The organism is Hyphomonas sp. (assembly GCF_046313975.1).
In the GTDB taxonomy this organism is placed as follows: domain Bacteria; phylum Pseudomonadota; class Alphaproteobacteria; order Caulobacterales; family Hyphomonadaceae; genus Hyphomonas.
On record NZ_JBKBXB010000004.1, the window covers coordinates 81,373 to 107,884 of the forward strand.

Sequence of the window (26,512 nt, forward strand, 5' to 3'; positions counted from 1 at the left end):
GATTTGCTGTATCTCTGGGTCAAGGCGGCGCACCTGATCTTCGTCATCGCGCTGATGGCAGGCCTCCTGGTCTATCCGCGCTACAAGATCCACCAGCTGTCCAGCCAGCCGGGCGAGCCCCTGTTCGAGACGATGAAGGACGCTTCAAACCGACTGAAGACGATCATCCTCAATCCAAGTATAACACTCGTGTGGATCCTTGGACTCTGGATGCTATTCCTGAACCCAGGCCTGCTGCAGCAAGGCTGGATGCATGCGAAACTCGCCCTCGTCCTGGCGATCAGTGGACTGCATGGCTATTTCATCGGCCTTGGCAAGAAGGTCGACCGGGTGACCGGCACTGTACAGGCCAAGCAGCTTCGTATGCTGAACGAGGTGCCTTTCATCCTGATGATCGGCGTTGTCATCCTTGTTATTGTGAAACCCTTCGTCTGAAACGGCCCGGAACCGCCACTGCCGCTTGACGGCAGGGTTCAAATTGGCGATGACGACTCATGCCGGTGCGCCCAATCCTCGTGGCGCCCCGTGAATTCCTCTGACCGGCACCCCCAAAACTCAATCCAGAATCCGGACCGTCCGTATGGCTTCCTCGACGCTCGACAACCTCACCAGCGTGACTCTGCGCGAACTCAAGGCAAAATCGCCTGAAGAGCTCCTCGCCTATGCTGAGGAGCTCGAGATCGAGAATGCATCCTCGATGCGCACCCAGGACATGTTGTTCGCGATCCTCAAGGAACTCGCCGACAGCGAAGTCGAGATCACGGGGCAGGGCGTGCTCGAAGTGCTGACCGACGGCTTCGGCTTCCTGCGCTCGCCGGAATCCAACTACCTGCCCGGCCCGGACGATATCTATGTCAGCCCGGAAGTCCTGAAGAAGGCAAACATCCGCACCGGCGATACGGTCGAAGGCCCGATTGTCGCCCCGCAGGATTCGGAGCGCTACTTCGCCCTCACCGATGTGAGCAAGATCAACTTCGAAGACCCGGACAAGGCCAACAAGAAGGTCCACTTCGACAACCTGACACCCCTCTACCCGGACAAGCGCCTCAAGATGGAGAGCCGCGATCCGACCAAGAAGGATCGCTCGGGCCGCGTCATCGATATCGTCTCGCCGATCGGCAAGGGTCAGCGCGCGCTGATCGTTGCGCCGCCGCGGACTGGTAAAACGGTCCTTATGCAGAACATCGCCGCGGCGATCGAAGAGAACCATCCCGAGTGCTACCTCATCGTCCTGCTGATCGACGAGCGCCCGGAAGAAGTGACCGACATGCGCCGCACGGTGAAGGGCGAGGTTGTCGCCTCGACCTTTGACGAGCCTGCGACCCGCCACGTCCAGGTTGCCGAAATGGTGATCGAGAAAGCCAAACGCCTTGTCGAGCACAAGCGCGATGTCGTCATCCTGCTCGACTCGATCACGCGCCTCGGCCGCGCCTACAACACGACTGTCCCCTCCTCCGGCAAGGTCCTGACCGGCGGTGTGGATGCCAACGCCTTGCAGCGCCCGAAACGATTCTTTGGTGCCGCGCGGAATGTCGAGAATGGCGGATCGCTGACGATCGTCGCCACCGCCCTGATCGATACCGGCAGCCGGATGGACGAAGTCATCTTCGAGGAATTCAAAGGCACGGGTAACTCCGAAGTCGTGCTCGACCGGAAGATTGCCGACAAGCGCACCTTCCCCGCCATCGACATCATGAAGTCCGGCACGCGGAAGGAAGAACTCATCACGCCGCAGGACCAGCTGTCGAAGATCTACATCCTGCGCCGCATCCTCGGCCCGATGGGCACCTCGGACGCGATCGACTTCTTGATCGACAAGCTGCGCCAGACGAAGACCAACGACGAGTTCTTCGAAGCGATGAAGAACTAGGGAGGCGCGCATGGGTGCGCAGGACACGATCTGCGCTCTCGCCTCCGGTACCCTGCCCTCCGCACTCGCGGTGGTGCGTGTATCGGGTCCGGCCGTTTATGCCATCGGGGCGCAACTGCTTGCCGAAGGCCTGCCCCCTGCCCGGCGCGGCACGCTTGCAAAATTCCAGGATGCGGATGGCAACCTGATCGATGAGGGCATCGTCCTCTTCTTCCCTGCGCCCAATTCCTATACTGGCGAAGACACGCTCGAGCTTTTCCTGCATGGCGGGCCGGCCGTGGTCGAGCATGCCCTCCGTGCCCTGACGGATCTTGAGGGTGTGCGCCTCGCCGAGCCCGGCGAGTTTACCCGGCGCGCCTTCGAAGCTGGCAAGCTCGACCTCACCCAGGCCGAAGGTGTCGCCGACCTGATCGAGGCGGAGACGCTCGGACAGAAGAGCCAGGCGCTGCGCCAGCTGACAGGTGGCTTGTCGGACATCTATGCCGGCTGGCGCGACGAGTTGATGTACCTGCTCGCCCTGGTTGAGGTGATGGTGGACTTCCCGGATGAGGGAGATGTGTCTGCCGATGCCGACGCCCCGGTCCGCGAGCGGCTGGATGCGCTCATCCGGGAGGTGACTGCCGCGCTCGGCGAGGGCTGGGTCGGCGAGCGTATCCGCGACGGTTTTCGCATCGCGATTATCGGCGCGCCGAATGCCGGCAAGTCGACCCTGCTCAACCGCCTCGCCGGACGCGAAGCCGCCATCGTCACTTCAAGACCGGGCACGACCCGCGACGTGATCGAGATCCGCCGGGTGCTTGGCGGTCAGGTTGTTTGGATCGCAGACACGGCGGGCCTGCGCGAAACGGAAGACGAGATCGAGGCCGAAGGCATCCGCCGCGCAAAGATGACGGCAGATGACGCCGACCTCTGCCTGCTGCTCGTCGACGGGTCTGACCTCCCATCTGCCCCCCCTCCCCTCCCCTGGCCGGAGCCGAAGGGGATGGTGGTGGTAAACAAGGCGGACGCTCTGACTCAGATGCCGGGTTGGGCGTCACATATAATAAGTGCGAAGGAAGGCTCCGGCATGGAACGGCTGGAGGCCGATCTTGAAGCGCGCATTCGAAGCTTCGCGGGCTCGGTCGAAGCCCCTGCCATCACAAGGGCTCGTCACCGCGAAAAACTGGGACGCGGGCTCGCCGCGCTGACTTCCGCGCGTGATGCCCTCGACTCCGGACTTGGCCACGAACTCGTCGCCGAAGACCTGCGCCTGGCGATCCGCGAGATGCAATCCATCCTCGGGCAGATCGGAGTCGAGGATGTTCTCGGGGCCGTCTTCTCCCGCTTCTGCATCGGGAAATAGGCTCTAGGGAATCCCCTCCCCCAGCGTTATATACCCGCCCGAACCCCACGACTTAAGAGATGGTTAATGCCGGGCCCGGTCGAGTTTGATGTCATCGTGATTGGCGGCGGCCATGCCGGCTGCGAGGCGGCGGCCGCGTCTGCCCGCTTTGGCGCGCGCACCGCGTTGGTCACGCACAAGCTGTCGACCATCGGAGAGATGAGCTGCAACCCAGCCATTGGCGGTCTCGGCAAGGGCCATCTCGTGCGCGAGATCGATGCGCTCGACGGCGTGATGGGACGCATGGCGGACAAGGCCGGCATCCAGTACCGGATGCTGAACCGCTCCAAGGGTCCTGCGGTCTGGGGGCCCCGCTCGCAGATCGACCGGAAGCTCTACCGCGAAGCGATGCAGGCCGAGCTTGCCGCCTATCCGAACCTCACCCTGGTCGAGGACGGCGCCGAAGATCTCGTGATCGAGGACGGCGAGATTGCCGGGGTCGTGGGCCTCACCGGAACCGTCTACCGGGCCCGCAAGGTGGTGATCACCACGGGCACTTTCCTGAAGGGCGTTATCCATATCGGCGCGCGCCGCATCCCCGCCGGCCGGGTTGGCGAGGCACCGGCCATCGGTCTGTCGGACCGGCTTTATGCGATGGGCCTGCCGATGGGCCGGCTCAAGACCGGCACCCCGGCGCGCCTCGACGGGCGGACCATCCATTGGGACCGTCTGGAGATGCAGCCCGCCGATGAGGCCCCGGTGCCCTTCAGCTTCCTCAATGACCGGATTGATGTGCCGCAGGTCCAGTGCGGCATCACCTGGACGACGCCGGAAACCCACGCGATCATCGAAACGCATATGGATCAGTCGGCGGTCTATTCCGGCGCGATCTCGGGGCGCGGGCCGCGCTACTGTCCCTCCATCGAGGACAAGGTAAACCGCTTCGGCGACCGCGACCGCCATCAGGTCTTCCTCGAGCCCGAAGGCCTTGACGACCATACTGTCTATCCGAACGGCATCTCGACCTCGCTGCCGGAAGAGGTGCAGGAGCAATTTATCCGCACCATTCCCGGCCTCGAGAACGTCGCCATCCTCCAGCATGCCTATGCCATCGAGTATGATTATGTGGACCCGCGCGCCCTGAGCCAGGCCCTCGAAGTGAAAGCCCAGCCTGGCCTTTACCTCGCCGGCCAGATCAACGGGACGACCGGGTATGAGGAGGCGGGCGCCCAGGGCCTAATGGCCGGCCTCAATGCCGCCCGGGCCGCCGCAGGGCTTGGCCCCGTCATCTTCGACCGGGCCGAAGCCTATATCGGGGTGCTTATTGACGACCTCGTGACGCGCGGTGTGACCGAGCCCTATCGGATGTTCACCTCGCGCGCGGAATACCGTCTGGCCCTCCGCGCGGACAATGCCGACCAGCGGCTGACCCCGCGCGGGATCGAAGCCGGTGTGGTCGGGTCGGCGCGTGCCGGAGTGTTTCACGTGAAACATTCCGCCCTCGACGGTGCCCGGGAAACACTCAAAGGCCTGACCCTGTCGCCCGCCGCCGCCGCGAAGGCGGGATGGGCGGTCAATCAGGATGGCCGGGTGCGGACCGCCTGGGAGTATCTGTCTTACAAGGACATCAATCTCGATCACCTGATCGCGGTCTGGCCGGATCTGGCCTCGATCCCGAAGACGGTTGCGGAGCAGATCGAAATCGAGGCGCTCTATTCGGCCTATCTCGACCGGCAGTCGGAAGACGTCGCTGCGCTTCGCCGCGATGAGGCGCTGAGCCTTCCGGCGGATATCGACTATGATGCCATCGGCGGCCTCTCGAACGAGGTGCGCCAGAAGCTGAAAGCCGTTCGCCCGATGACCCTTGGCCAGGCTTCCCGGATCGAGGGGGTCACGCCGGGGGCGCTCACCGCGCTGCTCGGCCACGTGAAACGACTCCGCCGGACCGCCTGAACTATGGATAACGCCAACGACCGCGCGGCCTTCCTCGCCGCTTACGATGTTTCACGTGAAACATTGGCCCGCCTCGACCGCGTGATCGCCGCGCTTGGCGACTGGCGCCTGAGGAGCAACCTAATAGGTCCGAAAGAATGGCCCCAGATATGGACCCGGCATGTCGGGGACTCGTTCCAGCTTCTTGAATATATCCCAGAGACGGCCCGCGTCGTCGACCTTGGATCGGGGGCGGGATTCCCCGGGCTGATCATTGCCGCGGCCCGTCCGGGGGGGCATGTCACGATGATCGAGTCGGTCGGAAAAAAATGTGCCTTCCTCCGGGCGGCCATCGAGGCGGCAGGTCTTTCGGCCTCTGTCCATCAGGGCCGGGTGGAGCAGGCACCTGAAATCAAGGCAGATATCGTCACGGCGCGGGCCTTCGCCCCACTTCCCGAACTTCTGGATTATGCCGCGCCCTGGCTGTGCAACGGTGCAACAGGGCTTTTCCCAAAGGGCGAACGCTGGAATGAGGAATTGACCTCGGCCCGGCAAAGGTGGAACTTCGCGTATCAAGCGATTCCAAGTCGCAGTGGTGGGTCTGGTGTAATCTTGAACGTGCGGGAGGCGGCGAGACGCCATGGCCAAGCCTAGGATATTTGCGGTTGTGAATCAGAAGGGCGGGGTCGGGAAGACGACCACGTCCATCAATCTCGGCACGGCGCTGGCCGCGGTCGGGCGCCGCGTGTTGATCGTCGATTTCGACGCGCAGGGGAATGCTTCGACTGGTCTGGGCATTTCCCGCGCCGAACGGCTGCGAACTTCATACGACATCATTGTGGACCGGATCCCGCTCGAGGAGGCGGTCCTGTCGACCATCGTTCCTCGCCTCGACATCGTGCCCGGCGATGAGAACCTGTCCGGCGTCGAGGTCGAACTGGCGAGTGACAACCATCGCTCCTACCGTCTCAAGGAAGCGCTCCACACCTATGTGTCGCGCGCCGAGACCTCGCCCGATCTCGTGAAGTACGACTACATTCTCATCGACTGCCCGCCGTCGCTGTCGGCCCTGACCGTCAACGCGATGACGGCATCGGACGCGCTGCTCGTGCCGCTGCAGTGCGAGTTCCTTGCGCTCGAAGGTCTGACCCAGCTCCTGCGCACGGTCGAGGTTGTCCGCTCGGGCCTCAATCCGACGCTCGAAATCCAGGGCGTGGTGCTCACCATGTATGACCGGCGCAATTCGCTCTCCGACCAAGTGGCGAACGAGGTGCGCGCCTTCTTCGGCTCGAAGGTCTACAACACGGTCATCCCGCGCAACGTGCGCCTGTCGGAAGCCCCGTCCTTCGGCAAGCCGGCACTCCTCTATGATTATCGCTGCCCCGGCAGCGAGGCCTATATCCGTCTCGCCTCGGAGGTGCTCCAGCGCGAGAAGGCGAGGGTGGCATGAGTGACCAGAGCGATGATGGAAGGGGGCGCCCCGTGTCGAGATTAGGACGTGGCCTGTCGGCCCTGATCGGCGAAGTCGAAGCGATGAATGTGCGGACGCCTGCGACAGGTACTCCGCCTGCTGATCTTCCGCCTACGGAAAAAGCTAACGAAATCTCAATCGACCTCATCCGCCGCAACCCGGCCCAGCCGCGCCGCACGTTTGACGAGGCCGAACTTCGCGAGCTTGCAGAGTCTCTCAAGACCAAAGGCGTGCTTCAGGCGATCCTCGTGCGGCCCGATCCGAAGGAGCAGGGCAAATATCAGATCATCGCCGGCGAGCGCCGCTGGCGCGCCGCGCGACTGGCAGGGCTCACCTCCATCCCGGCCGTGATCCGCGAAGTTGACGAGCTTGCCCTCCTCGAGATCGGCATCATCGAGAACGTCCAGCGCGCCGACCTCAATGCAATGGATGAGGCTGAGGCCTATGACGCACTGATCAAACGGTTCGGCCGGACACAGGAAAGTCTCGCCACCAGCGTTGGCAAGAGCCGGGCTCATATCGCCAATACGCTCCGCCTGCTCCAGTTGCCTGAAAGTGCGCGGGCACATGTCCGGGCCGGACGTATTTCGGCCGGCCATGCTCGCGCCGCACTTGGCAGCGCCAGTCCCGAAGCCCTGCTCGACCTTGCGATCGAGAAAGGGCTCAGCGTTCGCGAAGTTGAAGCGAGGGCGCGCGAGTCAAAGGAGGCCGGTTTCGAGACGAAGTCGATGCCGCCTAAGGGTCTCGCGCCCGAAAAGGACATCAATACCGAAGCCCTTGAAGCTGACATCAGCCGCGAGCTCGGTCTCGTCGTCGACATCCGCCATGGCAGGGAAGGGGGCGAGATCCGGATCAAGTACCGCGATCTCGAACAGCTCGATGATGTCTGCAAACGCCTGACGGCCAAACGGCGGCTTTAACGCGCCGCCTCAGCAGTTCTTGCCAGATCGTTAATCAGCATACGGACGGTTGGCTCTGCCGCTGCGCCCGCTGTCTTGGCCTGGCGTTCGGCATCATGGATCCGTTCCATGATGCGCATCAGCCGTTTCGGCGGCCAGGTGTTCAGCCGGGCGCGAAAGGCGCCCCATTCATTCGGCCAGACCGGCGGCCGCAGGCTGCGACCGGGATTGCCGTCGCCTGCTGCAATCTTCTCATGCGCCGCGAGCATGCGAAGCGTTTCCATCTGAAGCGTGCGCAGGATCGAGATCGGACTGGTGCCGGTCTCGGTCAACCGGTCGAGCGCGCGGTGCGCATCCGCCGGGCGGCCCTCCAGCGCGGAGAGGATCACACCGCCCATGTCCTGGCGGATGCCGGTCGCGGTCAGTTCCTCGATGTCGGCCAAGGAGACGGGCCGGCCAAGGCCGCGGGAATAAAGCGCGAGCTTTTCGATCTCGGCATTGGCAATGCCCCGGTTGCCGGGCAGGTCGCCAAGGAAGAAGGCGAGGGCGTCGTCCTCGATGGTCGCCCCTTCGGCCAGCAGCGCCGCCTTCACCCGTTCGCCAATGTCGCCGGCCTCCTCCGCGAAGAGTTGCAGGCAGGCCGTGCGGCTCGCCCCCTCGGCGGCGGCGCGCAGTTTTGATTTCGAGGCAAGGCTGCCCGCCTCGATCACCAGCTTCGCGGCGAACCGCTCCGGCGAGGCCTCGCCGATGGAAATCGCCTCGGCCAGAAGCGCGCCGATCTTGTCCCCGCTCGTGCGCACACGGACGGCGCGCGGATCACCCAGCAGCGACATGGCCTCAAGCGCATCAAACAGCAGCGCCGGTTCCTTCTTTATGGCGTCATCGTCCAGCAGCGTGACATCCAGCTGCGCCTTTCCGGCCCAGGCCGACAGCACAGCCTGCGCGGCGTCTGACGACAAACCCTCATCTTCTGAAAAGGCGAGCACCGCCCAGACATCGCCGGAAGGCCGCCGGGCAAAGCTCTCCGCCTGCCGGCCTTTGAGCAACATCAGTCGCGCGCCGCGAACTGCAGGCGGATATCGTCGGCGATGCGTTTCGCCAGCAGCCGCATGGCCCGGTCGGACGCGCTGGTCTGCGCCGCGATATCGCCGAAGGGCGAGTCGGGAACCACGAAGCCGGTTTCGACATCGACGCTTCCGCGCACATCGACCGTCTCGCCCTGGATCGCATACTTGCCGGTCGCCAGCACGTTGGAGCGCGAGGCGGCGCCGTCCGGCTGGAAGGCAAGCCGGGTCAGGCGGTCATCCAGATCGATGGTCAGGGTCACTTCTTCGGTGAGGCCCGGCACCCCGAGGGCGAGTTCCTGCTTCAGGGCCTGGCGCAGCATATGGCCAGACCGGCCCTTGATCGGCTCGATGTCGATCAGGCCCGCTTGTGCAGCCTTGCCGTCCACCGGCGCATAGACCGGCTGGAATCCGCAGGCACTCAGGCCGATCAGCATCAAGGCGGCGAGCAGGCGTTTCATGCCACCACGATATTCACGATGCGTCCGGGCACGACAATCGTTTTCTTCACGTCCTTCCCGGCGAGGAACGGCGCGACATCCGGCAGGGCCTTTGCCGCTGCCTCGACCGCGTCATTAGCGAGGTCCTTCGCCACAGTGATTTCGCCGCGCCGTTTGCCGTTCACCTGCACCGCCAGCGTCATCGAATCCTCAGCCGTCAGGGCAGGGTCGGGCACTGGCCATGCTGCGGCCGAGACGAGGCCTTCCCCGCCGATCCGCTCCCAAACGCTTTCGGCGAGGTGGGGCATGAAGGGCGTGATGCACCGGGCGAGCATGGATACCGCCTCAGCCCGCGCCCCGATGGAACCGCCGGTCAGTTCGGCTTTCTTGAGTGTGTTCACCCAGTCATGCACGGTGGCGATGGCCGAGTTGAAGCGGAAGTCCATGATGGCCTTATCGACCGCGGCAGCCGCCTTGTGGCTGGCCCGGCGGATTTCGGTCGCCGCTTCGTCCGTCTCGGGGGCAGGGAAGGGGGCAGCCGACATGGCATCGGCCAGTGCCCAGATGCGCTGCGCGAACCGGGCGGCGCCTTCGACACCGGCCTGCGTCCACTCGACATCCCGTTCCGGCGGTGAGTCCGACAGCACAAACCAGCGCGCAACATCGGCGCCGTACGTGGCGACGATCGCGTCGGGGTCGACCGTGTTCTTCTTCGACTTCGACATCTTCTCGATGGCGCCGACCGCGACCGGCTTGCCGCTGGCGATCTCTGTCCATTGGCCGTCACGCTTCTCGACAGCGCTGGGCTCCAGCCATTTTCCGTCCACGGACCTATAAGTCTCGTGGGTCACCATGCCTTGCGTGAAGAGGCCCGCGAAAGGTTCGCCCGAAGGCAGGTCCATCAGGCCGCAATCGCGCATCGCGCGGGCGAAGAAGCGGGAATAGAGAAGGTGCAGAACGGCATGCTCGATGCCGCCGATATACTGGTCCACCGGCAGCCAGTAACTGCGCTCGGCCGGATCATTGACCGAGGCGAAGCGCGCGAAATACCAGGAGCTGTCAACGAATGTGTCGAGTGTATCGGTTTCGCGCCGCGCCGGCTTGCCACAAGCCGGGCAGGGCGTGTGCTTCCAGGTCGGGTGATGTTCCAGCGGATTGCCGGGCTTGTCAAAGCTGACATCGTCCGGCAGGCGCACGGGCAGCTGTTTCTCCGGCACCGGAACGATGCCGCACACTTCGCAATGCACGATCGGGATCGGGCAGCCCCAATAACGCTGGCGCGAGACGCCCCAGTCGCGCAGGCGGTAATTGACCGTACCCTGACCTTGGCCCATCTCCTCGATGCGCGCGGTCGCAAGGCGCTTGGCATCCTCGACCGCAAGGCCGTCCAGAAAGCCGGAATTGAAGATGCGGCCGGGACCGGTATAGGCCTTGTCGTCGATTCGGAAGTCAGCCGGCGTCGTGTCGGGTGGCAACACGACCGGGGTGACGCTGAGGCCGAACTTGCGCGCAAAGTCGAGATCGCGCTGGTCATGTGCCGGGCAGCCGAAGATGGCGCCGGTGCCATAACCCATCAGCACGAAGTTGGCGATCCAGACCGGGATGGTTGCGCCCTCAATGAAGGGATGCGCGACTTTCAGCCCGGTATCAAAGCCGAGCTTCTCGGCTTTCTCGATCGCCTCTTCGCTGGTGCCGATCTGCGCACATTTCGCGCGGAAGTCCTTCAGCTCTTTCGAACCTGCCGCCAATTGCACCGTGATCGGATGATCTGGCGACAGCGCCACGAAGCTTGCTCCGAACAGCGTGTCTGGCCGTGTCGTGAACACGTCGATGCCGTCCCCAAAACCTTCCGGCGCGGCACCCGCAAAGCGGAACTTCATCTGCAGGCCTTCCGACCGGCCGATCCAGTTGGCCTGCATCACGCGGACCTTTTCCGGCCAGCGGTCCAGCTTCTGCACCTGCTCGAGCAGGTCGTCCGCATACGCCGTAATCCGGAAGAACCACTGGGTCAGCTCGCGCTGCTCGACAAGCGCGCCCGAGCGCCAGCCGCGCCCGTCGATCACCTGCTCGTTGGCGAGCACTGTGTTGTCCACCGGGTCCCAGTTCACTTTCGAGGCCTTGCGGTAGACAAGGCCCTTATCCAGCATCTTCAGGAACAGGGCCTGTTCGGCGCCGTAGTATTCAGGGTCGCAGGTCGCAAACTCGCGGCTCCAGTCCAGCGACAGGCCAAGCTTCATGAACTGGGCCTTCATCGCCTCGATATTGGCATAGGTCCATTTGCCGGGATGCACGCCGCGTTCCATCGCGGCGTTCTCCGCCGGCATGCCGAACGCGTCCCAGCCCATCGGGTGGAGGACATTATACCCCTTCGCGCGCCGGTGACGGGCCACGACGTCGCCCATCGCATAGTTGCGAACATGGCCCATGTGCAGCCGCCCGGAAGGGTAGGGGAACATCTCCAGGACATAGGCTTTGGGCGCATCGCCTGCGTCCTTCGGCGAGCGGGTGCGGAACAGGTCGGCCGCGGCCCAGGCGTCACGCCAGCGCGGTTCCGCCGTTTGCGGATCGTATCGGGTTGCCATGCAGGGCTCCCATCAAAGGCATCAGATCAGAAAGAACGAAGTCCGGCGCTTAGCCGATTTCGGACGCCTTAAGTAGTCGGGCACGCTCAAGAATCTTGTTTTCGAGCTGCTCGCCGGTCGCCGGGTCGACGGCCGCATCGGTCCAGGTCCCGCCGGTATTCACCTGGCGATGGACGCTCACCTTCACGCCATCGGCCCGCAGGCGCGAGTCGAGGATATAGACGGTCGCCTTGATCCGCTCGTCCGGGGCCGACTCGAACGTGCGCCAGTCATAGATGATCAGGCCGCCGATCGGATCGGAGCTGACTACAGGCAGGGCCGCCATCGTGTCGAGCGACGCACGCCACAGATAGGGGTTCGCCGCGCTGTAGGACTGAGCGGCCGGCGCCGTCCGCACGGTCTTGTTGCCGCCGCCTGAAAGGCAGCCGGAAAGCGCAATCATCCCGGCAAAGGCGATGGCAAGGGTCGGCTTCATCATGTGTCTGTTCCCGCGTGCAAGACCTTGTTCACGGCGCGTGTATAACAAGGGGGATATGGCCTCGCCAGTCACGTTCTGCGCTTCAGGCCCGCACGACTGTATTGCCGGAGGACCCGATCCCATGCGCCTCACCCTGACGGGCATCGCCTTTGCCCTCGCGATTGTTGCGCCGTCCCATGCCCAGGATGTCTGGGATGATGCCGGCGGTATCGAAACGGAATGGACGGGTGAAGCCGCATTAGTGCTCACCCCGGACGGCGACGAACCGGCTATGTTTCTCGTGGAGGGCGGTTTCTCGGCCAATTACGTCTTCCAGAACGGTGTCGAGGCCGGTTTTCGGGGCTCCGCGGGTGTTCAGTACGACCATCCGGGCCGCGCAGGCTTCAGCGGAGTTTACGGCCCAGGCCAGCCGGTCCCGGGCCCGTCCGGCGCCTATTCCGGTCTCGCCCGCGGTCCCGCTTCAGAAGAGATCGGCGCGCGCGGGTCCATCGAGACAGCCTATATCTATGTCGAAGGCGGCTACGGCGAAGCGCGCGCCGGCCTCGACCAGGGCGCTGCGGCCCGCTTTTTCGAGGGCGCCCCCGTGCTGATGCGCCATGCGTCTCTCGCCAATCCGGCGCTCGACCCGACGGGTCTTGCACTGGCTCGCACCAATCATGACCTCACGGGCCCGGCCCTCAAGCTGAGCTACTCGACGCCCCGGATCCTCGGGCTCAGGGCAGGGGCTTCCTTCACCCTGGAAGCCGACCGGCGCGGCCTCGACCGCGACCCCGAGCGCAGCCTTGGTGGCGCGCCCGGACCGCGCATCGAGAATGCGACCGAGCTCGCCGTGAACCTGTCCCGCCGCCTCCCGCGCAGCGGCGTGCGCCTGCGCGCGGCTGCCGGCTGGAGCACAGCCGATGTCAGCTTCGCTGCGCCCGGTGTCTACGACACGGTCGAAACCTGGTCCGCCGGCGGTTCGGCAGAGTTTTCCTCCTTCGCCTTCGGCGCCAGCTGGCTCGGCAGTGACAATGGCTTTGCGGGCGGGGGCGGGGACTATAGCGCCTTGTCTGTCGGCGCCCGTTTGACCCTGGGCAAGGTCGATGCGGGGCTCGAATATGCCCACGCCGAAGACGAGGGCGTCAGCGCCGAATCGGAAGCCTGGGGTCTCACCTTCGCCAGAAACATCAATGATTCGCTCCGGATCGCCGGCGGATGGCAGACGCTGGACACAACCTATACGCGAAATCCTGCGCCGCTGCCTCTCCGGATAGGCGATAAAACCGATGGCATTGTGATCGAAATCACACTCTTCCGGTAAATGCCCAGCGTTTCCGAATGTTAATCTTCCATTAAGAGACCGCGCCCACTATTCAGGGGGCTAGGATACTGGTCATGCGCGGACGTTTTGCTCTCTCTTTTGCTCTTGCGGCGGCGGCCTTCTCGGCCCCGGCGCTTGCGCAGGTGCGCGCGGATGACGACGCCATCCGGATCGAAGCCCCCACGCTTTCGGAAACAAATGCCGCCCGGTCCGAGTGGTATCGCCAGTTTTCCGAAGGCAAACCGGCTGAAGACCGCCCGCAATGGCAGGCCGAACCCAATCAGGACTTCTCGATGCGTCTCGGTGGCAATTCCCGCTGGGAACTGAACTTCGACAAGGTCACGCGCCTCGGCATCTCGCCGCTGCCGCGCGAAGAGGTGCAGGCCGGCGCTACGTTCAAGATCACGCCCCGCTTCTCGGTCGGTGGTGAGCTCTCGATCCGCGCAGACGAACTCAACCAGCTGAACGACGCGGCCCGCTGGGAAAGCCAGGAAGTCGAAGCCGGCATCCGGCTGAAATCGGCCTTCAAGTTCTAGGCCCGCCGCCGAAAGGCGCCATTCCCTCCACCGCCGCATACCCCGCAACGGCCGCAACCGTGTGCGCATTTTCTGCTGTAACCCCGCCCAGCGCGTAAACCGTAAGGCCCGCCTCCCGGACCAGCTTCCGGAATTTCAGCGTGCCCATCGCCTTGCCCGCGCTCGGGCTGCGCGACGGGAAAACGGCCGAAACAAGCGCGCCGTCCGCGGGAAGCCGCGCCGCTTCTCGCAATTCGTCCGCAGAATGCGCGCTGAGGGTCTGCAGCCGGAACCGCCCGCGCCAGCGCCGCATGCGGCGGTGCATCCGGAAGGGCCAGTGAACCCCGTCGGCCCCCACCTTCACGGCGAGAAGCGGATCTGCTGCGATCAGCAATGCCAGTCCGCGCCGCCGGCAAAGCGCTGCCAGGGCCGCCGCAACTGCCTCCCGGTCCGGCGCGCCGAAATGCCGGTAGACCACTCCCCAGCCCTTCGGCAGCCCGGCCGCGATCCGCGCCGGCTCCGGCGTCCGGGCAGGATCGGTCACGAACAGGGCAGGGGGCATGCCGGCCGGCACACGGCGCGCGGCAAGGCGTGCAGCGGCGGCGAGCTTGCGCCGCGCCCGGCTTTGGGGTTCTAGGCTCATGGTCATGACCGATACGCCGGAACTTTCGATTTCCCAACGCCGCGCCGCCATCCTGGGCGAACTTGCGGCGGCCGCGGCGCCGCCGCCGGCGCTCATCGCCGTGTCAAAATCCCAGACGGACGAGGCGATCGCCGAAATGCTGGCCACCGGCCAGCGCCTGTTCGGTGAAAACCGTGTGCAGGAAGCCAGGGCCCATTGGGAAGGAAAGCGCAGCGCCTTTCCCGATCTCGAGCTCCACCTCATCGGTCCCTTGCAGACCAACAAGGCGGAAGACGCCGTGCGTCTGTTCGATGTCATCCAGACGCTCGACCGCCCGAAACTCGCCGACGCACTTGCCGCCGCCATCCGGAAAGCGGGCCGCGCGCCGCGCCTGCTGATCCAGGTGAACACAGGCGAGGAGCCTCAGAAGGCAGGCGTCATTCCGGCGGAGCTTGACGCGCTGATCGCGCATACAGGATCCCTGGGTCTCTCGCCGGAAGGCCTGATGTGTATTCCGCCTGCGGACGAACCAGCCGGTCCGCACTTTGCCCTTCTCGCAAAACTCGCGCGCGAGCGCGGCCTGCCGTTTCTATCGATGGGCATGAGCGGGGACTACGCACTCGCCGCCCGCTTCGGCGCAACGCATGTCCGCGTCGGGACGGCGCTGTTCGGCGCGCGCGGCTAGGCGCGGATTTCGACTAGCGAGGCGCCGCCGAGCCACTTCAGAACTTCGCGCAGATCCGGCGCCGACAAGGCCACGCACCCTTCCGTAGGCGGATAACCCTCTCGTGCGACATGCAGGAAAATCGCGCTGCCTTTGCCCGGCACCACCGGATCGTCATTATACCCCAGCTCCGCGACGAGATCGTACATCGCATCTGCTCGCCACATCCGCTCATGGCTGTAGGGGCAGGGCAGGGGCACCAAACGATTGTAATTTGCCTCGGCCGAGTCATCGCACCAGCCATCCTGTGGCTTCAGGGCAATGACCGGCAGCCCGGTCTCCGGCGCGGGCCCCTTGTCCGGGCGATAGTAAACCCGCCGCACCGGCCAGATACCCGCAGGCGAGGCGCCATCGCCTTCGCGCTTCTGCGCCGGAGCAATGACGCCGCCTTTGCCCAGCGCGCAGAGCAAACGCAGGCCTTCGCCCTCAAACCTGCCGTCCGCAAACGCCACGAAACTGCTTGTCAGGGCCTCCTCCCGGGATTGTTATTGGCGTCAAGGCTGTTGCCCACCATATGCCTAGCGAATTGCGCGCGCCAAGGGGGCGGCGCCCTCACGTCCGGAACCGGCGACATGAATGGCAAGAAACATATCCTGATCGTCGATGATGAAGCGGATTTCCGCGATACCCTGGCCGAACAGTTCGAGCTTTCGGACGGCTTCGCAGTGCAATCGGCCGCGACAGGCGAGGACGCGCTGGAGAAGATCGCGGCCTCCCGGGTCGATCTTGTCGTGCTGGATGTCGACATGCCCGGCATCAGCGGCATCGAAACCTGCCGCCGCCTGCGCGCCGCCGGCAACCGCGTGCCCGTCATCATGCTGACAGGCCGGGGCGGCGAAACTGATACGGTCGACGGCCTGGACGCAGGCGCCAATGATTATGTCACCAAGCCCTTCGCCTTTTCCGTTCTGCTCGCCCGCGTGCGCGCCCAGCTGCGCAGTTTCGAGCAGACCGAGGACGCCACTTTCGAGATCGGCCCCTACGAGTTCCGCCCGTCCACCAAGACACTGCGCTCGAAGGAAGGCCGCCGCATCCGGCTGACGGAGAAGGAAACCGAGATCCTGAAATATCTCTACCGCGCCGGCGGCAAGCCGGTCGCGCGCGAACAGCTCCTCTCGGAAGTCTGGGGCTATAATGCTGCGGTCACCACGCACACGCTCGAGACGCACATCTACCGCTTGCGCCAGAAAGTCGAACCCGACCCCGGCAACGCCCGCCTCCTGCTGACCGATCCCGGCGGATACCGCCTGCAGCCTTGAGGCGGCGCTCTACGCCTTCACATCCACACTGATTGGTGCGTGGTCGGACGGTTTCCATCCGCCGCGCCAGGCGAGGTGGACCCGGAAGCTGGGCACTTTCACATCCGCCAGCGCGTCCTTGCTGGCCCAGATATGGTCGAGACGCCGGCCCTTGTTCGACGCGGCCCAGTCCGCTGCGCGGTAGCTCCACCAGGAATACAGCTTCTGTTCGGTGGGCACGGCGAGGCGCCCGATATCGGCAAACCCGGCAGACTTGCGCCCGTCTTCCAGCCGCTCTGTCTCTTCAGGTGTGTGCGAGACGATGCTCAGGAGCTGCTTGTGTGACCACACATCATTCTCATGCGGCGCGACATTGAGATCGCCGACAAGGATGCGACGTCCGCTCTTGTTCAGTTTCTTGTAGGCCGGCCCAAGCCGGTCCAGGAAATCCAGCTTGTGCGCGAACTTGTCGTTTTGCTCCGGGTCCGGAATATCGCCGCCGGCGGGCAGGTAGATATTGTGGATCTCGAGTCCGTTCTTCAGACGCGCCGCAATCACGCGCGCATGGCCTTCGCGGCAGAGATCCGGCGCATCGATCAGCTCCAGCGGCTGGCGCGAGGCAATCGCGACGCCCGCATGCCCGCCGCGCTGGCCGCGCATCAGCACATGCGGCAGGCCCATGTCCTTGAACGCCTTGAGGGGAAATTCGCCGTCCTGGCATTTCGTTTCCTGAAGGCAGACGACATCCGGCTTTTCGGCCGCGACAAAGCCCTCGACATTCGGCGCGCGCAGGCGGACCGAGTTGATGTTCCAGCTGACGATGCGAAGAGATTTGGCCATCCGGCCTGACTAGGCAGGTGGCCCTTAAACGTCAACGCGCCCGAACGCGGGGGGTTCGGGCGCGCCGGACGCTATGAAAAGCGTCTTTTTTCAAACCGGGCAGTGTGCGTCCGGTCATGTCGAGGGATCAGAAGGTTCACAGCGGGGGGTCGATGCTGCGCGAGGTCTCTGGTCCGTCGATAGTTGCAATAATGTCACTGCCTCGGGGATTCGCAAGTTAATTGGGCGTAATTCCACTTGCCGCTGCTACCGGTTGTCGAAGTCCCGCAGGATGAACAGGCGCGGGTTCAGCTTGGCGCCGGTTTCCACGCTGCTCAACAGCACCGACGTGCGCCCGCCATTGCCGTCCACCGTCCGCCAGCCGGCGAGCGAATTGTCAGCGCTCGCCAGGATCACGGTCAGCGTGCCCTCCATCTCGCCGGACTTGTCGCGCAGCGTGATATTGGTCTTGTCGCCCGTGCGGCGCACATCGATCACTTCGGCCTGCGCCTCGAAATCGAGCTTGTCCGACAGGAGCAGGTTCAGCGGGGTCTTGGCCAGCGGCACGCGGTCGGTCGTTTCGAGGTCTGCGTCCTGCAGCGCCACGGTCGCCCCGTCGCTGACCAGCAGCAGCGGCACCGGATCATCATAGTCGAAGCGCACCTTGCCGGGCCGCGACATTGCAAACTGGCCGGTAGAGAACGAGCCATCCGGCGAGTACTGCTCGAACTTGCCGCGCGCCGTCTTCACGCCCGCAAGCGCTTTCGAAGCTTCCTTCAGCAGTTTGGAGCGTTCCGCAGCCGTCATCGGCGCGGCCGCATCCGCCTGTGCGGCGATACCCGGGGCAGGCTGCACCTGCTTCAGGCCCAGGGTTACCGGGGCCCCGAAGATCAGGGAGAGGGCGCTCACGCTGGCAATCAGGTTCATCATGTCTTCGGCCTCCTTATTGACCGTCGGGGTCCGGATTACACTTAGGCGCCTGAACCTGTCCTAAACAGGGCGATGAGCAGACGTTCAGGAAGCCGCAGGCCGCGCCGCTTGCGGATTTTCAGGTTGCATCCCATCTTGCCGCCTGAATCTCAAGGGACACCCGACATGGCGACCGCAGGCCTCCAGCACACCAAAGACGGCACCGATCAGGGCTTCATGGCCGATGTGGTCGAAGCCTCGATGGAACAACCCGTTATCGTTGACTTCTGGGCACCGTGGTGCGGGCCCTGCCGCACGCTCGGCCCGATCCTCGAAAAGTCGGTCGAGGCGAAAAAGGGCGCGGTCAAGCTCGTCAAGATCAACACCGAGGACCACCCGGCCTATGCCGGCCAGCTCGGCGTGCGTTCGATCCCGGCCGTCTATGCCTTCCACAAGGGCCGCCCGGTCGACGGTTTCCTCGGCGCGCTGCCGGAAAGCCAGGTCAACGCCTTCATCGAACGCATCCTGGGCGGCACCGATAACGCACAGGTGATCGCCGAAGCGCTCGCGCAGGCCGAAGCTGCCAGCCAGGCGGGCGACATCGCGCTCGCCGCCGAAATCTACGCTGCCATCCTGCAGGAGGAGCCGGAGAACGTGCCCGCCATCGCCGGGCTCGCGCGCTGCTACCTCGCCAATGGCGACAAAGAGCGCGCCCTCGCCACGCTGGGGATGGTGCCGGAAGCCAAGAAGAACGAAAGCCTCGTCAAGGGTGTGCGTATGGCCATCGAGATGGCCGCAGACGCGCCGGAGCCGACCGAGCTCGACGCGGCCCTCTCCGCCGTCAGCGCCAATCCGGCCGATCATCAGAAACGTTTCGAACTCGCCGAACACTTTGCCGCCGCCGGCCGGTACAAGGACGCCGCCGATCACCTCCTGATCATCCTCTCGGCCAAGCTCGACTGGGACGGCGGCAAGGCGAAGGAAAAACTGCTGAAAGTCTTCGAAGCCGCCGGCGCCACCGATCCGGTCACCATCGAAGGCCGCCGCCGCCTCGCTTCGCTCATGTTTGCCTGATCGCGCCCCCTGCCGCATGATGGGGCCAGATCCCCGGGGCAGGGGAGCGAAAGGTGTACGACGCGCATGTCCCAATACCGCCGCACCAGCGACCTGCCGGAAGCGATCCCCGTCTTCCCGCTGCCAGGCGCGATGCTGTTCCCGCGCTGGGAATTGCCGCTCAACATCTTCGAGCCGCGCTATCTCAACATGATCGACGACGCGATGCGCTCGCACCGGCTGATCGGCATGATCCAGTCCTTCGGCGGCCCGCGCGCGCATCCCGACATCGCCCGTATCGGCTGCGCCGGCCGGCTGACGCGCTATACCGAAACCGATGATGGCCGCTACCTGATTACGCTGACCGGCATCTGCCGCTTCACCGTCGCGCGCGAACTGGATGTCACCACGCCCTACCGGCAGGTCGCGGCCGACTGGTCGCCCTTCGCCGCCGACATTTTCGACTCCCCGGAAACGGGCCTGCCGGAACGCGCCGAACTCGCCCGCGCCCTGAAGGCCTACACCTCCGCGCAGGGTCTCTCCGCCGACTGGTCCGCCGTTGACACCGCGCCGATGGAAACCCTCGTCAACGCGCTCGCCGCCGGTTGCCCGTTCACGCCCGCCGAGAAACAGGCCCTGCTCGAAGCACCAACCCTTGCCGAACGCGCCGCCACTCTGATCGCCCTCATGGAACTCAGCGCCAGTGGCGGCGATTCCGGCCCCGTGCAATAGGAACAGACATGAGCGAGCCTGAAAATCCCCCATCCTCCGGTGTTGATCCGCGCCTCCTCGAAGTGCTGATCTGCCCGCTGACGCGCCTGCCGTTGGTCTATGACCGCGCCAGGAACGAGCTGATCTCGAAGAAGGCGCGCCTCGCTTACCCGATCCGCAGCGGCATCCCGATCATGCTGGAAGACGAAGCCCGCGACCTCGACGAACTGCCGGACCTCTCCGAAAACAGAAAAGGGGAGGGCGAGGTATGAGCGCGCCCTGGCCGGTCAAGCTCACCTTCCGCGCCTGCGCGCAGGAACTCGCCGCCGACTGGGACGATGGCAAATCCGGCCGCGCCTCCTATCGCACGCTCCGCCTGGAAAGTCCGTCTGCGGAAGTTCAGGGTCATGGACGCGGCCCGAAACCTCCGCCGCCCATCGTGCCGGATGACATCCGTGTGCTGAAAGCCGAGCCGGTCGGCCGCTACGCCCTGCGCCTGTTCTTTTCGGACGGCCACTCCAGCGGCCTCTACACCTGGGGCATCCTCCGGACACTGACGGTCGGGGATTGATCACCCGGACCGCAACCTGAGAACCCTTCTCCCAAGGGAGGAGGGGCTTTGAAACCTACCGCATCAAACTCGGCAGATGCGCCTGATCCGCGCTCGCCTGCGCGGCCAGCACGCGGCGCACCGGCGCCACGCGGTTCGCCACGACCAATGCCGCACTCCGCAGCGATTTCAGGAAGATGTTGTCGTTCGAGAAGGTCCGGTCGATCAGGTCCATCGCCATCGCGGTCGCCGCCGAGTCAAACCGGCGCCACTCGCCATACTGCGCCAGCACCGTGTCGCTGCCCGGATCAAGCCCCGTCTCGCGCGCCTCGGTGATCACATCGATCAGCGCCGCGGCATCCTTGAAACCGAGGTTCAGGCCTTGGCCCGCCAGCGGATTGATCCGCCGCGCCGCATCGCCCAGCAGCGCCACGCGCGGCCCCGTCATCGACACGGCAATCTGCATCACCAGAGGATAGGAAAGCGGTGGCCCGTCCAGCTTCATCCGCCCGGCAAAGGTTTCAAAGCGCGCGTTCAGCTCCGCCTCGATCTGGTCTTTCGGCAGTTTCGCCAGCGTCTCGGCCGCGCCGGTCTTCATGTACCAGGCAAGGTTCGCCCGGTCGCCCGGCAGGGGAAGGGTGGCGAAAGGGCCTTCCGGCGTGAACAGCTGGCGGGCAATCCCGTGATGAGGCCGCTCCAACGCCACGTCCGCCGCGAAGACGGACTTGCCATACTCGCGCCCTTCGGTGCGGATGCCAGCTGCATTCCGAACCGCTGAATGGATGCCGTCACACGCCGCGATCAGCCCGGCCTGGAAGTCCGTGCCATCCTCCAGCCTGACTGAAACCCGCGCCGGTCCGGGCGTCATGCCCGAAAACCGGGCATTTCTCAGCCAGGTCAGGCCCGGGGTCGCGGCGGCCTGCCGGTCGAGCGCCGCTTGCAGTGCGCCCGCTGGCACCATCTCGCCCAGCGCCTCACCGCCGCGGCCGGGTCCAAGGTCAGCGGTTCCGAAGGCGGCATGCGGGGCACCAAACCAGTGGGTGCCGCCATCTTCGGCTTCCAGCCCGTTCAGCGGTGTGGTCAGCGGCGCGAGCTCTGGGCCAATGCCTGTCGCCTGCAGCATCCGCCAGCTTCCGCGCACGATCGCGTACGTCCGCGTGTCTGCTGCATTTGCTGCAGTTTCCGGACGTGCATCCACCAGGACAGTGACGAAGCCCGCCTTCGCCGCCAGGATCGCCAGCGCTGTGCCCACCGGGCCTGCGCCGATCACGGCGAGGTCCGCAGAGGAGGAGAGGGTGGCTTTGGTTTCGCTCATGTGAAGGAGGTAGCGATGCTGCGCTGCGGCGTCCAGCGATGGCCGCGAATTGGGCGTTTGGCCGCAAGCGTGCCTAACGATTGACCATTCGGGCGCCGAATCGATCCGCCCCTTCGTCTCCCGTGCGACTTTTTCGGGCAGCCGAAATCATATCGGCTCCGGGAGAGCGCGGGGGGTCCCGGGCTCTGCAGAACCGGAACAAAGGAGGGGCCGATGGGCCGAACTACTGGACGATGGATCCGCGGGGCCATGCTTGCCCCGCTGTCGCTGCTCGCAGCGGGCATGGCGTGGGCACAGGAAGAGGCGCCCGGCCTTGAGGAGCGCCTTGCCGCGCTTGAGGCTGCAGCCTCGGTGCCGGCCTATGTCGATAACAGCTACCTGTTCCTGATCGGCGGCCTGATCGTCATGTTCATGGCAGCCGGCTTCTGTATGCTCGAAGCGGGTCTCGTCCGCTCCAAGAACGCGGCGATGCAGGTCACCAAGAACGTCACCCTGTTCTCCGTGGCCGGCCTGATGTTCTGGGCCACCGGCTACAATCTCGGCTATCCGGGCGATGCAACCATTCTGAACGGCCTTCTGCCAACCAATTTCGGCCCCTGGAGCGGAGGCGACATTGAAGCCCAATCCGAAGCTGGCTATGCACCGGCCTCCGACTGGTTCTTCCAGATGGTGTTCGTTGCCACCGCGGCTTCGATCGTTTCCGGCACCGTTGCCGAGCGCGTGAAACTCCTGCCATTCCTCGCCTTCACCGTTGTCCTGACCGCGTTCATCTACCCGGTCGTGATCAGCTGGCAGTGGGGCGGCGGCTTCCTCTCGGCCAATGGCTTCTCCGACTTTGCCGGTTCGACGCTGGTTCACTCCACCGGCGGCTGGGCGGCTCTGATGGGCGCGCTCATCATCGGCGCACGCAAAGGCAAGTATTTCGGCAAATCCGTAAACCCGATGCCGGGCTCCAACATCCCGCTCGCGGCACTCGGAACTCTGATCCTGTGGTTCGGCTGGTTCGGTTTCAACGGCGCCTCGCAGCTCGCTGCCGGCACCGCGGCTGACATCAACGCCGTCTCGCAGATCTTTGCCAACACCAACATGGCCGCTGTCGGCGGCGTCCTCGCTGCCACCATAACGGCTGCGATCATGTTCAAGGGCAAGATCGACGCAACGATGGTCTTCAACGGCGCGATCGGCGGCCTTGTATCTATCACGGCCGAGCCGCTCGCCCCGTCGATGGGCATGTCGGTCCTGATCGGTGCCGTCGGCGGTGTGCTCGTCGTCCTGACGGTCCCGCTGCTCGACAAGCTGAAGATCGACGATGTCGTCGGCGCCATCCCGGCTCACCTTGTGTGCGGCATCTGGGGCACGATGATCGTCCCGCTGACCAATGACGGCACCAACTATGTCTCGCAGGCGATGGGCGTCGGCCTCACGGCTGTCTTCGTCAGCGTGACCTCGGCGATTGTCTGGTTCGCCCTCAAGTTCACGATGGGCCTGCGCCCGAGCGAAGAGGATGAGGAAGCCGGTCTCGACCGCGCTGAAATCGGCCTCGAAGCCTATCCGGAATTCGCCAGCCGCTGATCGGCCCGGACATCCGGTTTATCTTAGGCGCCCCGGTGGTTAACCCCGCCGGGGCGTTTGATTTTCCTCTCTCAAACTTAATCCGGCCGATTCCCGCAGAATCAGGCCTTCCGGACTGAAATTCCTGCGAATTCCACAGCCCCTGTTTGCCGGGTGTTAAGCCTAACCGGCGAAACCTGATGCTCCGTCTCTCTCGCAGCCCCGGAGCGTTCCCCCTCATGAAAGATACCTACCGCGAAGAAGAGCTGCGTACGGTCAGCGATCCCGTCTGGCGGATCCTGACAGGTGCGGCCGCATTCGGGGCAGGGGTGTTCATGTGCGGCGCGGTGGGCTCCTATGCCCCGACCGATCCGAGCTGGAACGTCGCGACCGATGCCAGCGCCCAGAACCTCTTCGGCTCCGGCGGCGCCATCTTTGCCGACCTTGCCCGCCAGCTCCTCGGCTGGTCCGGCTGGATTGCCGGTCTCGCCCTGATGATCGGCGGCGCCATGCGCGCTGTCCTCGTCGGCAAGCCGCGGATCCGCCGCTGGGTCTACGGCGCGGTCGCTGTGCCACTGTCGGCTGCCGCCTTCGCTGCCTGGCCGGTTCCCGAATCCTGGCCGCTCAGCGCCGGGCTCGGCGGCATGTTCGGCGACGCCCTGTTCAATCTCTCGGTCCTGCCGTTCCGTGCGCTGATGCTGCCGTCCCCGGACACATGGGCCGGTTTCCTGATGGGCGGCGCCGCGCTCTGGGCCGGCCTCACCGCGCTCGGCTTCCAGCGCCGCGACGCCCAGCTCCTGCAGGAAACCGCGGCCCGCTCCGGCCGCTCGGCCGCTGTCGGCGCCGCCGGTATCGGCGGCTTCCTCATCCGCATCGGCCACCAGCTCGCCGCCCAGCGCCCGGTGCGCATGGAAGAGGAAGAGGCCGTGGCCGCCGATGGCCGCACCCTGATCATCAAGCATGATGACGACTATGTCCCGTCCTCGCGCTATCGCCCCACGGTCAGCGATGCCGGCGACGAGGATGACGACGACACAGCCGCCTGGGACGATGATGATCAGGACACGGACGAAGATGCCGCCCCCGCCGCCAGCCCCGGCGTCCGCTTCGCCGTGCCGCGCCCGGTACCGAAAACCGCCAGCGCCCCGAAAGTCGCCAAGCCCGAACGCCGCCGCACCTCGACGCGCCTGCCGCCCATCGACCTGCTCGAAGTGCCCGAAGAGCGCCGCGAAACCTTCGACGAGGACGCCCTCCTCGCCAAGGCAGACCGCCTCTCGGCCGTCCTGAAAGAGTTCCGCGTCCAGGGCCGCATCAAGGAAGTGCGCCCGGGTCCGGTCATCACCCTGTTCGAAATGGAACCGGCCCCCGGCACCAAGTCGAACCAGGTGATCACCCTCGCCGACGACATCGCCCGCTCGATGTCGGCTGTCTCCGCCCGCGTCGCAGTCGTGCCCGGCAAGAACGCCATCGGTATCGAGCTGCCCAACGACGAGCGCGAGAAAGTCTTCCTGCGCTCCGTGCTCCAGTCCGAAGCCTATGTGAAATCGCGCGCCACGCTGCCCGTCGCGCTCGGCGAGGATATCGGCGGCATGCCGACCGTGGTTGACCTTGCCCGCATGCCTCACCTGCTCGTCGCTGGCACGACCGGCTCGGGCAAGTCGGTCGGTGTCAACGCGATGATCCTGTCGCTTCTCTACCGCCACACGCCGGATCAGGTGCGCTTCATCCTGATCGACCCGAAGAAACTCGAATTCACTGTCTATGAAGGCATCCCCCACCTGCTGACGCCGGTCATCACCCGTCCGCCGGAGGCCGTGAACGCGCTCAAATGGGCCGTGCGCGAGATGGAAAGCCGCTACGAGCTGATGTCCAAGGCCGGCGTGCGCAACCTCGCAGGCTTCAACGACAAGGCTGCGAAATACCGCGCTTCGGGCGAGCCGATGGTGCGCAAGGGCCAGACCGGTGTCGACGAGACCGGCCGCCCGATCATCGAGACCGAAGAGCTGCCGACGGATCACATCCCGCAGATCGTCATCGTCATCGACGAGATGTCCGACCTGATGGTCGTCGCCGGCAAGGAAATCGAAGGCTGCCTCCTGCGTCTCGCCCAGATGGCGCGCGCCGCCGGCATCCACCTGATCACTGCCACCCAGCGTCCGTCCGTGGACGTCATCACCGGCACGATCAAGGCGAACTTCCCGACCCGTATCTCCTACATGGTCACCAACAAGGTCGACAGCCGCACGATCCTCAACGAGCAGGGCGCCGAACAGCTGCTCGGCCACGGCGACCTGCTCTACCAGGAGCCCGGCAAGAAGACCCAGCGCCTGCACGGCCCCTTCGTTTCGGACGAGGAAGTCAACACTGTGGCCGACTGGCTACGCGAGCAGGGCGAGCCCGACTATGTCATGGACATCCTCGAGTCGCATGATGACGGCTCCACCGGATCGGCCGTGATGGATGCGATGCTCGGCGTCAGCGGCGAAGGCGGCGGTGGCAGCGGCGACGATGACGACGCCCTCTTCGCCGAAGCCGTCCAGGTCGTCATCCGCGACCAGCGCGCCTCCACCTCCTACCTCCAGCGCCGCCTCAAGGTCGGCTACAACAAGGCCGCCGGCCTGATCGACCGGCTCGAGGAAGAAGGCGTCATTTCCGCCCCCAACCATGCGGGCAAACGCGAAGTCCTCACCAAGGGCAAGAGCGCGGCCTAGAGCGGCGCAGCAAACCAGCTTTGGTGGGAGAAGACAAAGCCCCCGACCTCCCACAGACGGAGGCGGGGGCTTCATACTTTTCCTGGGGAACCTGTAAAAAGCTGGAATCGCCTGAAACGGACAGCGAACCCCGCAGGGTACATTAAGCGAAGCGCAATGCATCGCCCCAATTTCCCACCTCTCCGAAGACCCCTGCGCAGGCAGGGGTCCAGTCCTTCCTTGCGCCGCTTTCCCCAAACGCCCTTACGCATCAGCAAATCAGGCCAAACGGGAAAAATCCCCCTACGGATCAAAGCCCGAAGCAGAAATATCCGAACCCGAACGCTACACCCCCGGCACCGGGCTTATGATGCAATCCATGATCTCGATGCGCCAGCTCCGAAGCGATCCCCACTTCGCGCCGCTCTTCCGGCACGTTCACCCGCTCTGCTGGCCCA

General features: G+C 64.9%; 26 protein-coding genes. 17 read left to right on the forward strand and 9 right to left on the reverse strand.

Annotated elements, in window-relative coordinates:
• Nucleotides 1–3: 3 nt before the first annotated feature.
• The 7 genes from ACK4TE_RS02870 to ACK4TE_RS02900 all read left to right on the forward strand — a co-directional run bounded on the left by ACK4TE_RS02870 (nt 4) and on the right by ACK4TE_RS02900 (nt 7,514).
• On the forward strand, nt 4–435 hold the full coding sequence (locus ACK4TE_RS02870; protein ID WP_409909966.1) for a CopD family protein: 432 nt from the start codon (nt 4–6) through the stop codon (nt 433–435).
• A 145-nt stretch (nt 436–580) separates the two neighbouring features.
• On the forward strand, nt 581–1,870 hold the full coding sequence (gene rho / locus ACK4TE_RS02875) for a transcription termination factor Rho (RefSeq protein ID WP_409909967.1): 1,290 nt from the start codon (nt 581–583) through the stop codon (nt 1,868–1,870).
• A gap of 10 nt (nt 1,871–1,880) precedes the next feature.
• On the forward strand, nt 1,881–3,212 hold the full coding sequence (gene mnmE / locus ACK4TE_RS02880) for a tRNA uridine-5-carboxymethylaminomethyl(34) synthesis GTPase MnmE (protein WP_409909968.1): 1,332 nt from the start codon (nt 1,881–1,883) through the stop codon (nt 3,210–3,212).
• A gap of 66 nt (nt 3,213–3,278) precedes the next feature.
• A complete protein-coding gene (mnmG, locus tag ACK4TE_RS02885; RefSeq protein ID WP_409909969.1) occupies nt 3,279–5,144 on the forward strand; it encodes a tRNA uridine-5-carboxymethylaminomethyl(34) synthesis enzyme MnmG in 1,866 nt (621 codons plus the stop codon).
• A gap of 3 nt (nt 5,145–5,147) precedes the next feature.
• Nucleotides 5,148–5,777 carry a 16S rRNA (guanine(527)-N(7))-methyltransferase RsmG gene (gene rsmG / locus ACK4TE_RS02890; protein WP_409909970.1) on the forward strand — a complete coding sequence of 210 codons (630 nt, stop codon included), beginning with the start codon at nt 5,148–5,150 and terminating at the stop codon, nt 5,775–5,777.
• Nucleotides 5,764–6,573, forward strand: a complete 810-nt coding sequence (locus tag ACK4TE_RS02895) for a ParA family protein (protein ID WP_409909971.1) — start codon at nt 5,764–5,766, stop codon at nt 6,571–6,573. The genes rsmG and ACK4TE_RS02895 overlap by 14 nt, the downstream gene beginning before the upstream one ends.
• Nucleotides 6,570–7,514, forward strand: coding sequence for a ParB/RepB/Spo0J family partition protein (locus ACK4TE_RS02900; RefSeq protein WP_409909972.1), 945 nt, complete (start codon nt 6,570–6,572; stop codon nt 7,512–7,514). Before ACK4TE_RS02895 ends, ACK4TE_RS02900 begins: the two co-directional genes overlap by 4 nt.
• On the opposite strand, the gene holA is transcribed toward ACK4TE_RS02900, so the two are convergent.
• From holA to ACK4TE_RS02920, 4 genes are read right to left on the reverse strand one after another with little or no spacing between them, the layout of a single operon-like run.
• Nucleotides 7,511–8,542, reverse strand: a complete 1,032-nt coding sequence (gene holA, locus ACK4TE_RS02905) for a DNA polymerase III subunit delta (RefSeq protein ID WP_409909973.1) — start codon at nt 8,540–8,542, stop codon at nt 7,511–7,513. The genes ACK4TE_RS02900 and holA overlap by 4 nt on opposite strands.
• A complete protein-coding gene (locus ACK4TE_RS02910; protein ID WP_409909974.1) occupies nt 8,542–9,018 on the reverse strand; it encodes a hypothetical protein in 477 nt (158 codons plus the stop codon). The genes holA and ACK4TE_RS02910 overlap by 1 nt, the downstream gene beginning before the upstream one ends.
• The gene (gene leuS / locus ACK4TE_RS02915; RefSeq protein ID WP_409909975.1) at nt 9,015–11,579 is read right to left on the reverse strand and encodes a leucine--tRNA ligase; all 2,565 of its coding nucleotides are present in this window, start codon (nt 11,577–11,579) and stop codon (nt 9,015–9,017) included. The genes ACK4TE_RS02910 and leuS overlap by 4 nt, the downstream gene beginning before the upstream one ends.
• Nucleotides 11,580–11,628: 49 nt before the next feature.
• Nucleotides 11,629–12,057 (reverse strand): DUF3576 domain-containing protein, encoded by a 429-nt coding sequence (locus tag ACK4TE_RS02920; RefSeq protein WP_409909976.1) that lies wholly within the window; start codon nt 12,055–12,057, stop codon nt 11,629–11,631.
• Between the two features lie 121 nt (nt 12,058–12,178).
• Here ACK4TE_RS02920 and ACK4TE_RS02925 point away from each other — a divergent pair, with 121 nt between their 5' ends.
• Both ACK4TE_RS02925 and ACK4TE_RS02930 read left to right on the forward strand, forming a co-directional pair.
• On the forward strand, nt 12,179–13,357 hold the full coding sequence (locus ACK4TE_RS02925; protein ID WP_409909977.1) for a porin: 1,179 nt from the start codon (nt 12,179–12,181) through the stop codon (nt 13,355–13,357).
• 74 nt (nt 13,358–13,431) lie between these two features.
• The gene (locus tag ACK4TE_RS02930; protein ID WP_409909978.1) at nt 13,432–13,893 is read left to right on the forward strand and encodes an NtrZ family periplasmic regulatory protein; all 462 of its coding nucleotides are present in this window, start codon (nt 13,432–13,434) and stop codon (nt 13,891–13,893) included.
• Here the strand turns inward: ACK4TE_RS02930 and ACK4TE_RS02935 are convergent.
• Complete coding sequence (locus ACK4TE_RS02935) at nt 13,883–14,521, reverse strand: thiamine phosphate synthase (RefSeq protein ID WP_409909979.1); 639 nt, start codon at nt 14,519–14,521, stop codon at nt 13,883–13,885. The genes ACK4TE_RS02930 and ACK4TE_RS02935 overlap by 11 nt on opposite strands.
• Here ACK4TE_RS02935 and ACK4TE_RS02940 point away from each other — a divergent pair.
• Nucleotides 14,520–15,179 carry a YggS family pyridoxal phosphate-dependent enzyme gene (locus ACK4TE_RS02940; protein WP_409909980.1) on the forward strand — a complete coding sequence of 220 codons (660 nt, stop codon included), beginning with the start codon at nt 14,520–14,522 and terminating at the stop codon, nt 15,177–15,179. The two genes, ACK4TE_RS02935 and ACK4TE_RS02940, sit on opposite strands and share 2 nt — an antisense overlap.
• Here the strand turns inward: ACK4TE_RS02940 and ACK4TE_RS02945 are convergent.
• Nucleotides 15,176–15,670: a L,D-transpeptidase gene (locus tag ACK4TE_RS02945; protein ID WP_409909981.1), complete on the reverse strand. Its 495-nt coding sequence runs from the start codon at nt 15,668–15,670 to the stop codon at nt 15,176–15,178. The genes ACK4TE_RS02940 and ACK4TE_RS02945 overlap by 4 nt on opposite strands.
• 120 nt (nt 15,671–15,790) lie before the next feature.
• Between ACK4TE_RS02945 and ACK4TE_RS02950 the strand changes: the two genes are divergently transcribed.
• Nucleotides 15,791–16,477, forward strand: a complete 687-nt coding sequence (locus ACK4TE_RS02950) for a response regulator transcription factor (RefSeq protein ID WP_409909982.1) — start codon at nt 15,791–15,793, stop codon at nt 16,475–16,477.
• A gap of 9 nt (nt 16,478–16,486) precedes the next feature.
• On the opposite strand, the gene ACK4TE_RS02955 is transcribed toward ACK4TE_RS02950, so the two are convergent.
• Together ACK4TE_RS02955 and ACK4TE_RS02960 are read right to left on the reverse strand one after the other, a co-directional pair.
• Complete coding sequence (locus ACK4TE_RS02955; protein ID WP_409909983.1) at nt 16,487–17,296, reverse strand: exodeoxyribonuclease III; 810 nt, start codon at nt 17,294–17,296, stop codon at nt 16,487–16,489.
• A 246-nt stretch (nt 17,297–17,542) separates the two neighbouring features.
• On the reverse strand, nt 17,543–18,205 hold the full coding sequence (locus tag ACK4TE_RS02960; protein ID WP_409909984.1) for a LolA family protein: 663 nt from the start codon (nt 18,203–18,205) through the stop codon (nt 17,543–17,545).
• A 165-nt stretch (nt 18,206–18,370) separates the two neighbouring features.
• Between ACK4TE_RS02960 and ACK4TE_RS02965 the strand changes: the two genes are divergently transcribed.
• From ACK4TE_RS02965 to ACK4TE_RS02980, 4 genes are all read left to right on the forward strand, one after another.
• On the forward strand, nt 18,371–19,258 hold the full coding sequence (locus ACK4TE_RS02965) for a tetratricopeptide repeat protein (protein WP_409909985.1): 888 nt from the start codon (nt 18,371–18,373) through the stop codon (nt 19,256–19,258).
• 66 nt (nt 19,259–19,324) lie between these two features.
• The gene (locus ACK4TE_RS02970) at nt 19,325–19,969 is read left to right on the forward strand and encodes an LON peptidase substrate-binding domain-containing protein (RefSeq protein WP_409909986.1); all 645 of its coding nucleotides are present in this window, start codon (nt 19,325–19,327) and stop codon (nt 19,967–19,969) included.
• Nucleotides 19,970–19,977: 8 nt separating this feature from the next.
• A complete protein-coding gene (locus ACK4TE_RS02975) occupies nt 19,978–20,220 on the forward strand; it encodes a Trm112 family protein (protein ID WP_409909987.1) in 243 nt (80 codons plus the stop codon).
• Complete coding sequence (locus tag ACK4TE_RS02980) at nt 20,217–20,519, forward strand: gamma-butyrobetaine hydroxylase-like domain-containing protein (RefSeq protein ID WP_409909988.1); 303 nt, start codon at nt 20,217–20,219, stop codon at nt 20,517–20,519. Before ACK4TE_RS02975 ends, ACK4TE_RS02980 begins: the two co-directional genes overlap by 4 nt.
• A 55-nt stretch (nt 20,520–20,574) precedes the next feature.
• Here ACK4TE_RS02980 and ACK4TE_RS02985 read toward each other — a convergent pair whose 3' ends face one another.
• Complete coding sequence (locus ACK4TE_RS02985) at nt 20,575–21,813, reverse strand: FAD-dependent monooxygenase (protein WP_409909989.1); 1,239 nt, start codon at nt 21,811–21,813, stop codon at nt 20,575–20,577.
• Nucleotides 21,814–22,026: 213 nt separating this feature from the next.
• Here ACK4TE_RS02985 and ACK4TE_RS02990 point away from each other — a divergent pair, with 213 nt between their 5' ends.
• On the forward strand, nt 22,027–23,385 hold the full coding sequence (locus tag ACK4TE_RS02990; protein WP_409909990.1) for an ammonium transporter: 1,359 nt from the start codon (nt 22,027–22,029) through the stop codon (nt 23,383–23,385).
• Nucleotides 23,386–23,603: 218 nt separating this feature from the next.
• Nucleotides 23,604–26,075, forward strand: a complete 2,472-nt coding sequence (locus tag ACK4TE_RS02995; RefSeq protein ID WP_409909991.1) for a DNA translocase FtsK — start codon at nt 23,604–23,606, stop codon at nt 26,073–26,075.
• Nucleotides 26,076–26,512 lie beyond the last annotated feature (437 nt).

Excerpts from the sequence above, each read along its gene's own strand:
- rho (WP_409909967.1), top strand. The coding sequence starts at position 581 with ATGGCTTCCTCGACGCTCGACAACCTCACCAGCGTGACTCTGCGCGAA.
- mnmE (WP_409909968.1), top strand. The coding sequence starts at position 1,881 with ATGGGTGCGCAGGACACGATCTGCGCTCTCGCCTCCGGTACCCTGCCC.
- mnmG (WP_409909969.1), top strand. The coding sequence starts at position 3,279 with ATGCCGGGCCCGGTCGAGTTTGATGTCATCGTGATTGGCGGCGGCCAT.
- rsmG (WP_409909970.1), top strand. The coding sequence starts at position 5,148 with ATGGATAACGCCAACGACCGCGCGGCCTTCCTCGCCGCTTACGATGTT.
- ACK4TE_RS02895 (WP_409909971.1), top strand. The coding sequence starts at position 5,764 with ATGGCCAAGCCTAGGATATTTGCGGTTGTGAATCAGAAGGGCGGGGTC.
- ACK4TE_RS02900 (WP_409909972.1), top strand. The coding sequence starts at position 6,570 with ATGAGTGACCAGAGCGATGATGGAAGGGGGCGCCCCGTGTCGAGATTA.
- holA (WP_409909973.1), bottom strand. The coding sequence starts at position 8,542 with ATGTTGCTCAAAGGCCGGCAGGCGGAGAGCTTTGCCCGGCGGCCTTCC.
- ACK4TE_RS02910 (WP_409909974.1), bottom strand. The coding sequence starts at position 9,018 with ATGAAACGCCTGCTCGCCGCCTTGATGCTGATCGGCCTGAGTGCCTGC.
- leuS (WP_409909975.1), bottom strand. The coding sequence starts at position 11,579 with ATGGCAACCCGATACGATCCGCAAACGGCGGAACCGCGCTGGCGTGAC.
- ACK4TE_RS02920 (WP_409909976.1), bottom strand. The coding sequence starts at position 12,057 with ATGATGAAGCCGACCCTTGCCATCGCCTTTGCCGGGATGATTGCGCTT.
- ACK4TE_RS02925 (WP_409909977.1), top strand. The coding sequence starts at position 12,179 with ATGCGCCTCACCCTGACGGGCATCGCCTTTGCCCTCGCGATTGTTGCG.
- ACK4TE_RS02930 (WP_409909978.1), top strand. The coding sequence starts at position 13,432 with ATGCGCGGACGTTTTGCTCTCTCTTTTGCTCTTGCGGCGGCGGCCTTC.
- ACK4TE_RS02940 (WP_409909980.1), top strand. The coding sequence starts at position 14,520 with ATGACCGATACGCCGGAACTTTCGATTTCCCAACGCCGCGCCGCCATC.
- ACK4TE_RS02935 (WP_409909979.1), bottom strand. The coding sequence starts at position 14,521 with ATGACCATGAGCCTAGAACCCCAAAGCCGGGCGCGGCGCAAGCTCGCC.
- ACK4TE_RS02950 (WP_409909982.1), top strand. The coding sequence starts at position 15,791 with ATGAATGGCAAGAAACATATCCTGATCGTCGATGATGAAGCGGATTTC.
- ACK4TE_RS02955 (WP_409909983.1), bottom strand. The coding sequence starts at position 17,296 with ATGGCCAAATCTCTTCGCATCGTCAGCTGGAACATCAACTCGGTCCGC.
- ACK4TE_RS02960 (WP_409909984.1), bottom strand. The coding sequence starts at position 18,205 with ATGATGAACCTGATTGCCAGCGTGAGCGCCCTCTCCCTGATCTTCGGG.
- ACK4TE_RS02965 (WP_409909985.1), top strand. The coding sequence starts at position 18,371 with ATGGCGACCGCAGGCCTCCAGCACACCAAAGACGGCACCGATCAGGGC.
- ACK4TE_RS02970 (WP_409909986.1), top strand. The coding sequence starts at position 19,325 with ATGTCCCAATACCGCCGCACCAGCGACCTGCCGGAAGCGATCCCCGTC.
- ACK4TE_RS02975 (WP_409909987.1), top strand. The coding sequence starts at position 19,978 with ATGAGCGAGCCTGAAAATCCCCCATCCTCCGGTGTTGATCCGCGCCTC.
- ACK4TE_RS02980 (WP_409909988.1), top strand. The coding sequence starts at position 20,217 with ATGAGCGCGCCCTGGCCGGTCAAGCTCACCTTCCGCGCCTGCGCGCAG.
- ACK4TE_RS02985 (WP_409909989.1), bottom strand. The coding sequence starts at position 21,813 with ATGAGCGAAACCAAAGCCACCCTCTCCTCCTCTGCGGACCTCGCCGTG.
- ACK4TE_RS02990 (WP_409909990.1), top strand. The coding sequence starts at position 22,027 with ATGGGCCGAACTACTGGACGATGGATCCGCGGGGCCATGCTTGCCCCG.
- ACK4TE_RS02995 (WP_409909991.1), top strand. The coding sequence starts at position 23,604 with ATGAAAGATACCTACCGCGAAGAAGAGCTGCGTACGGTCAGCGATCCC.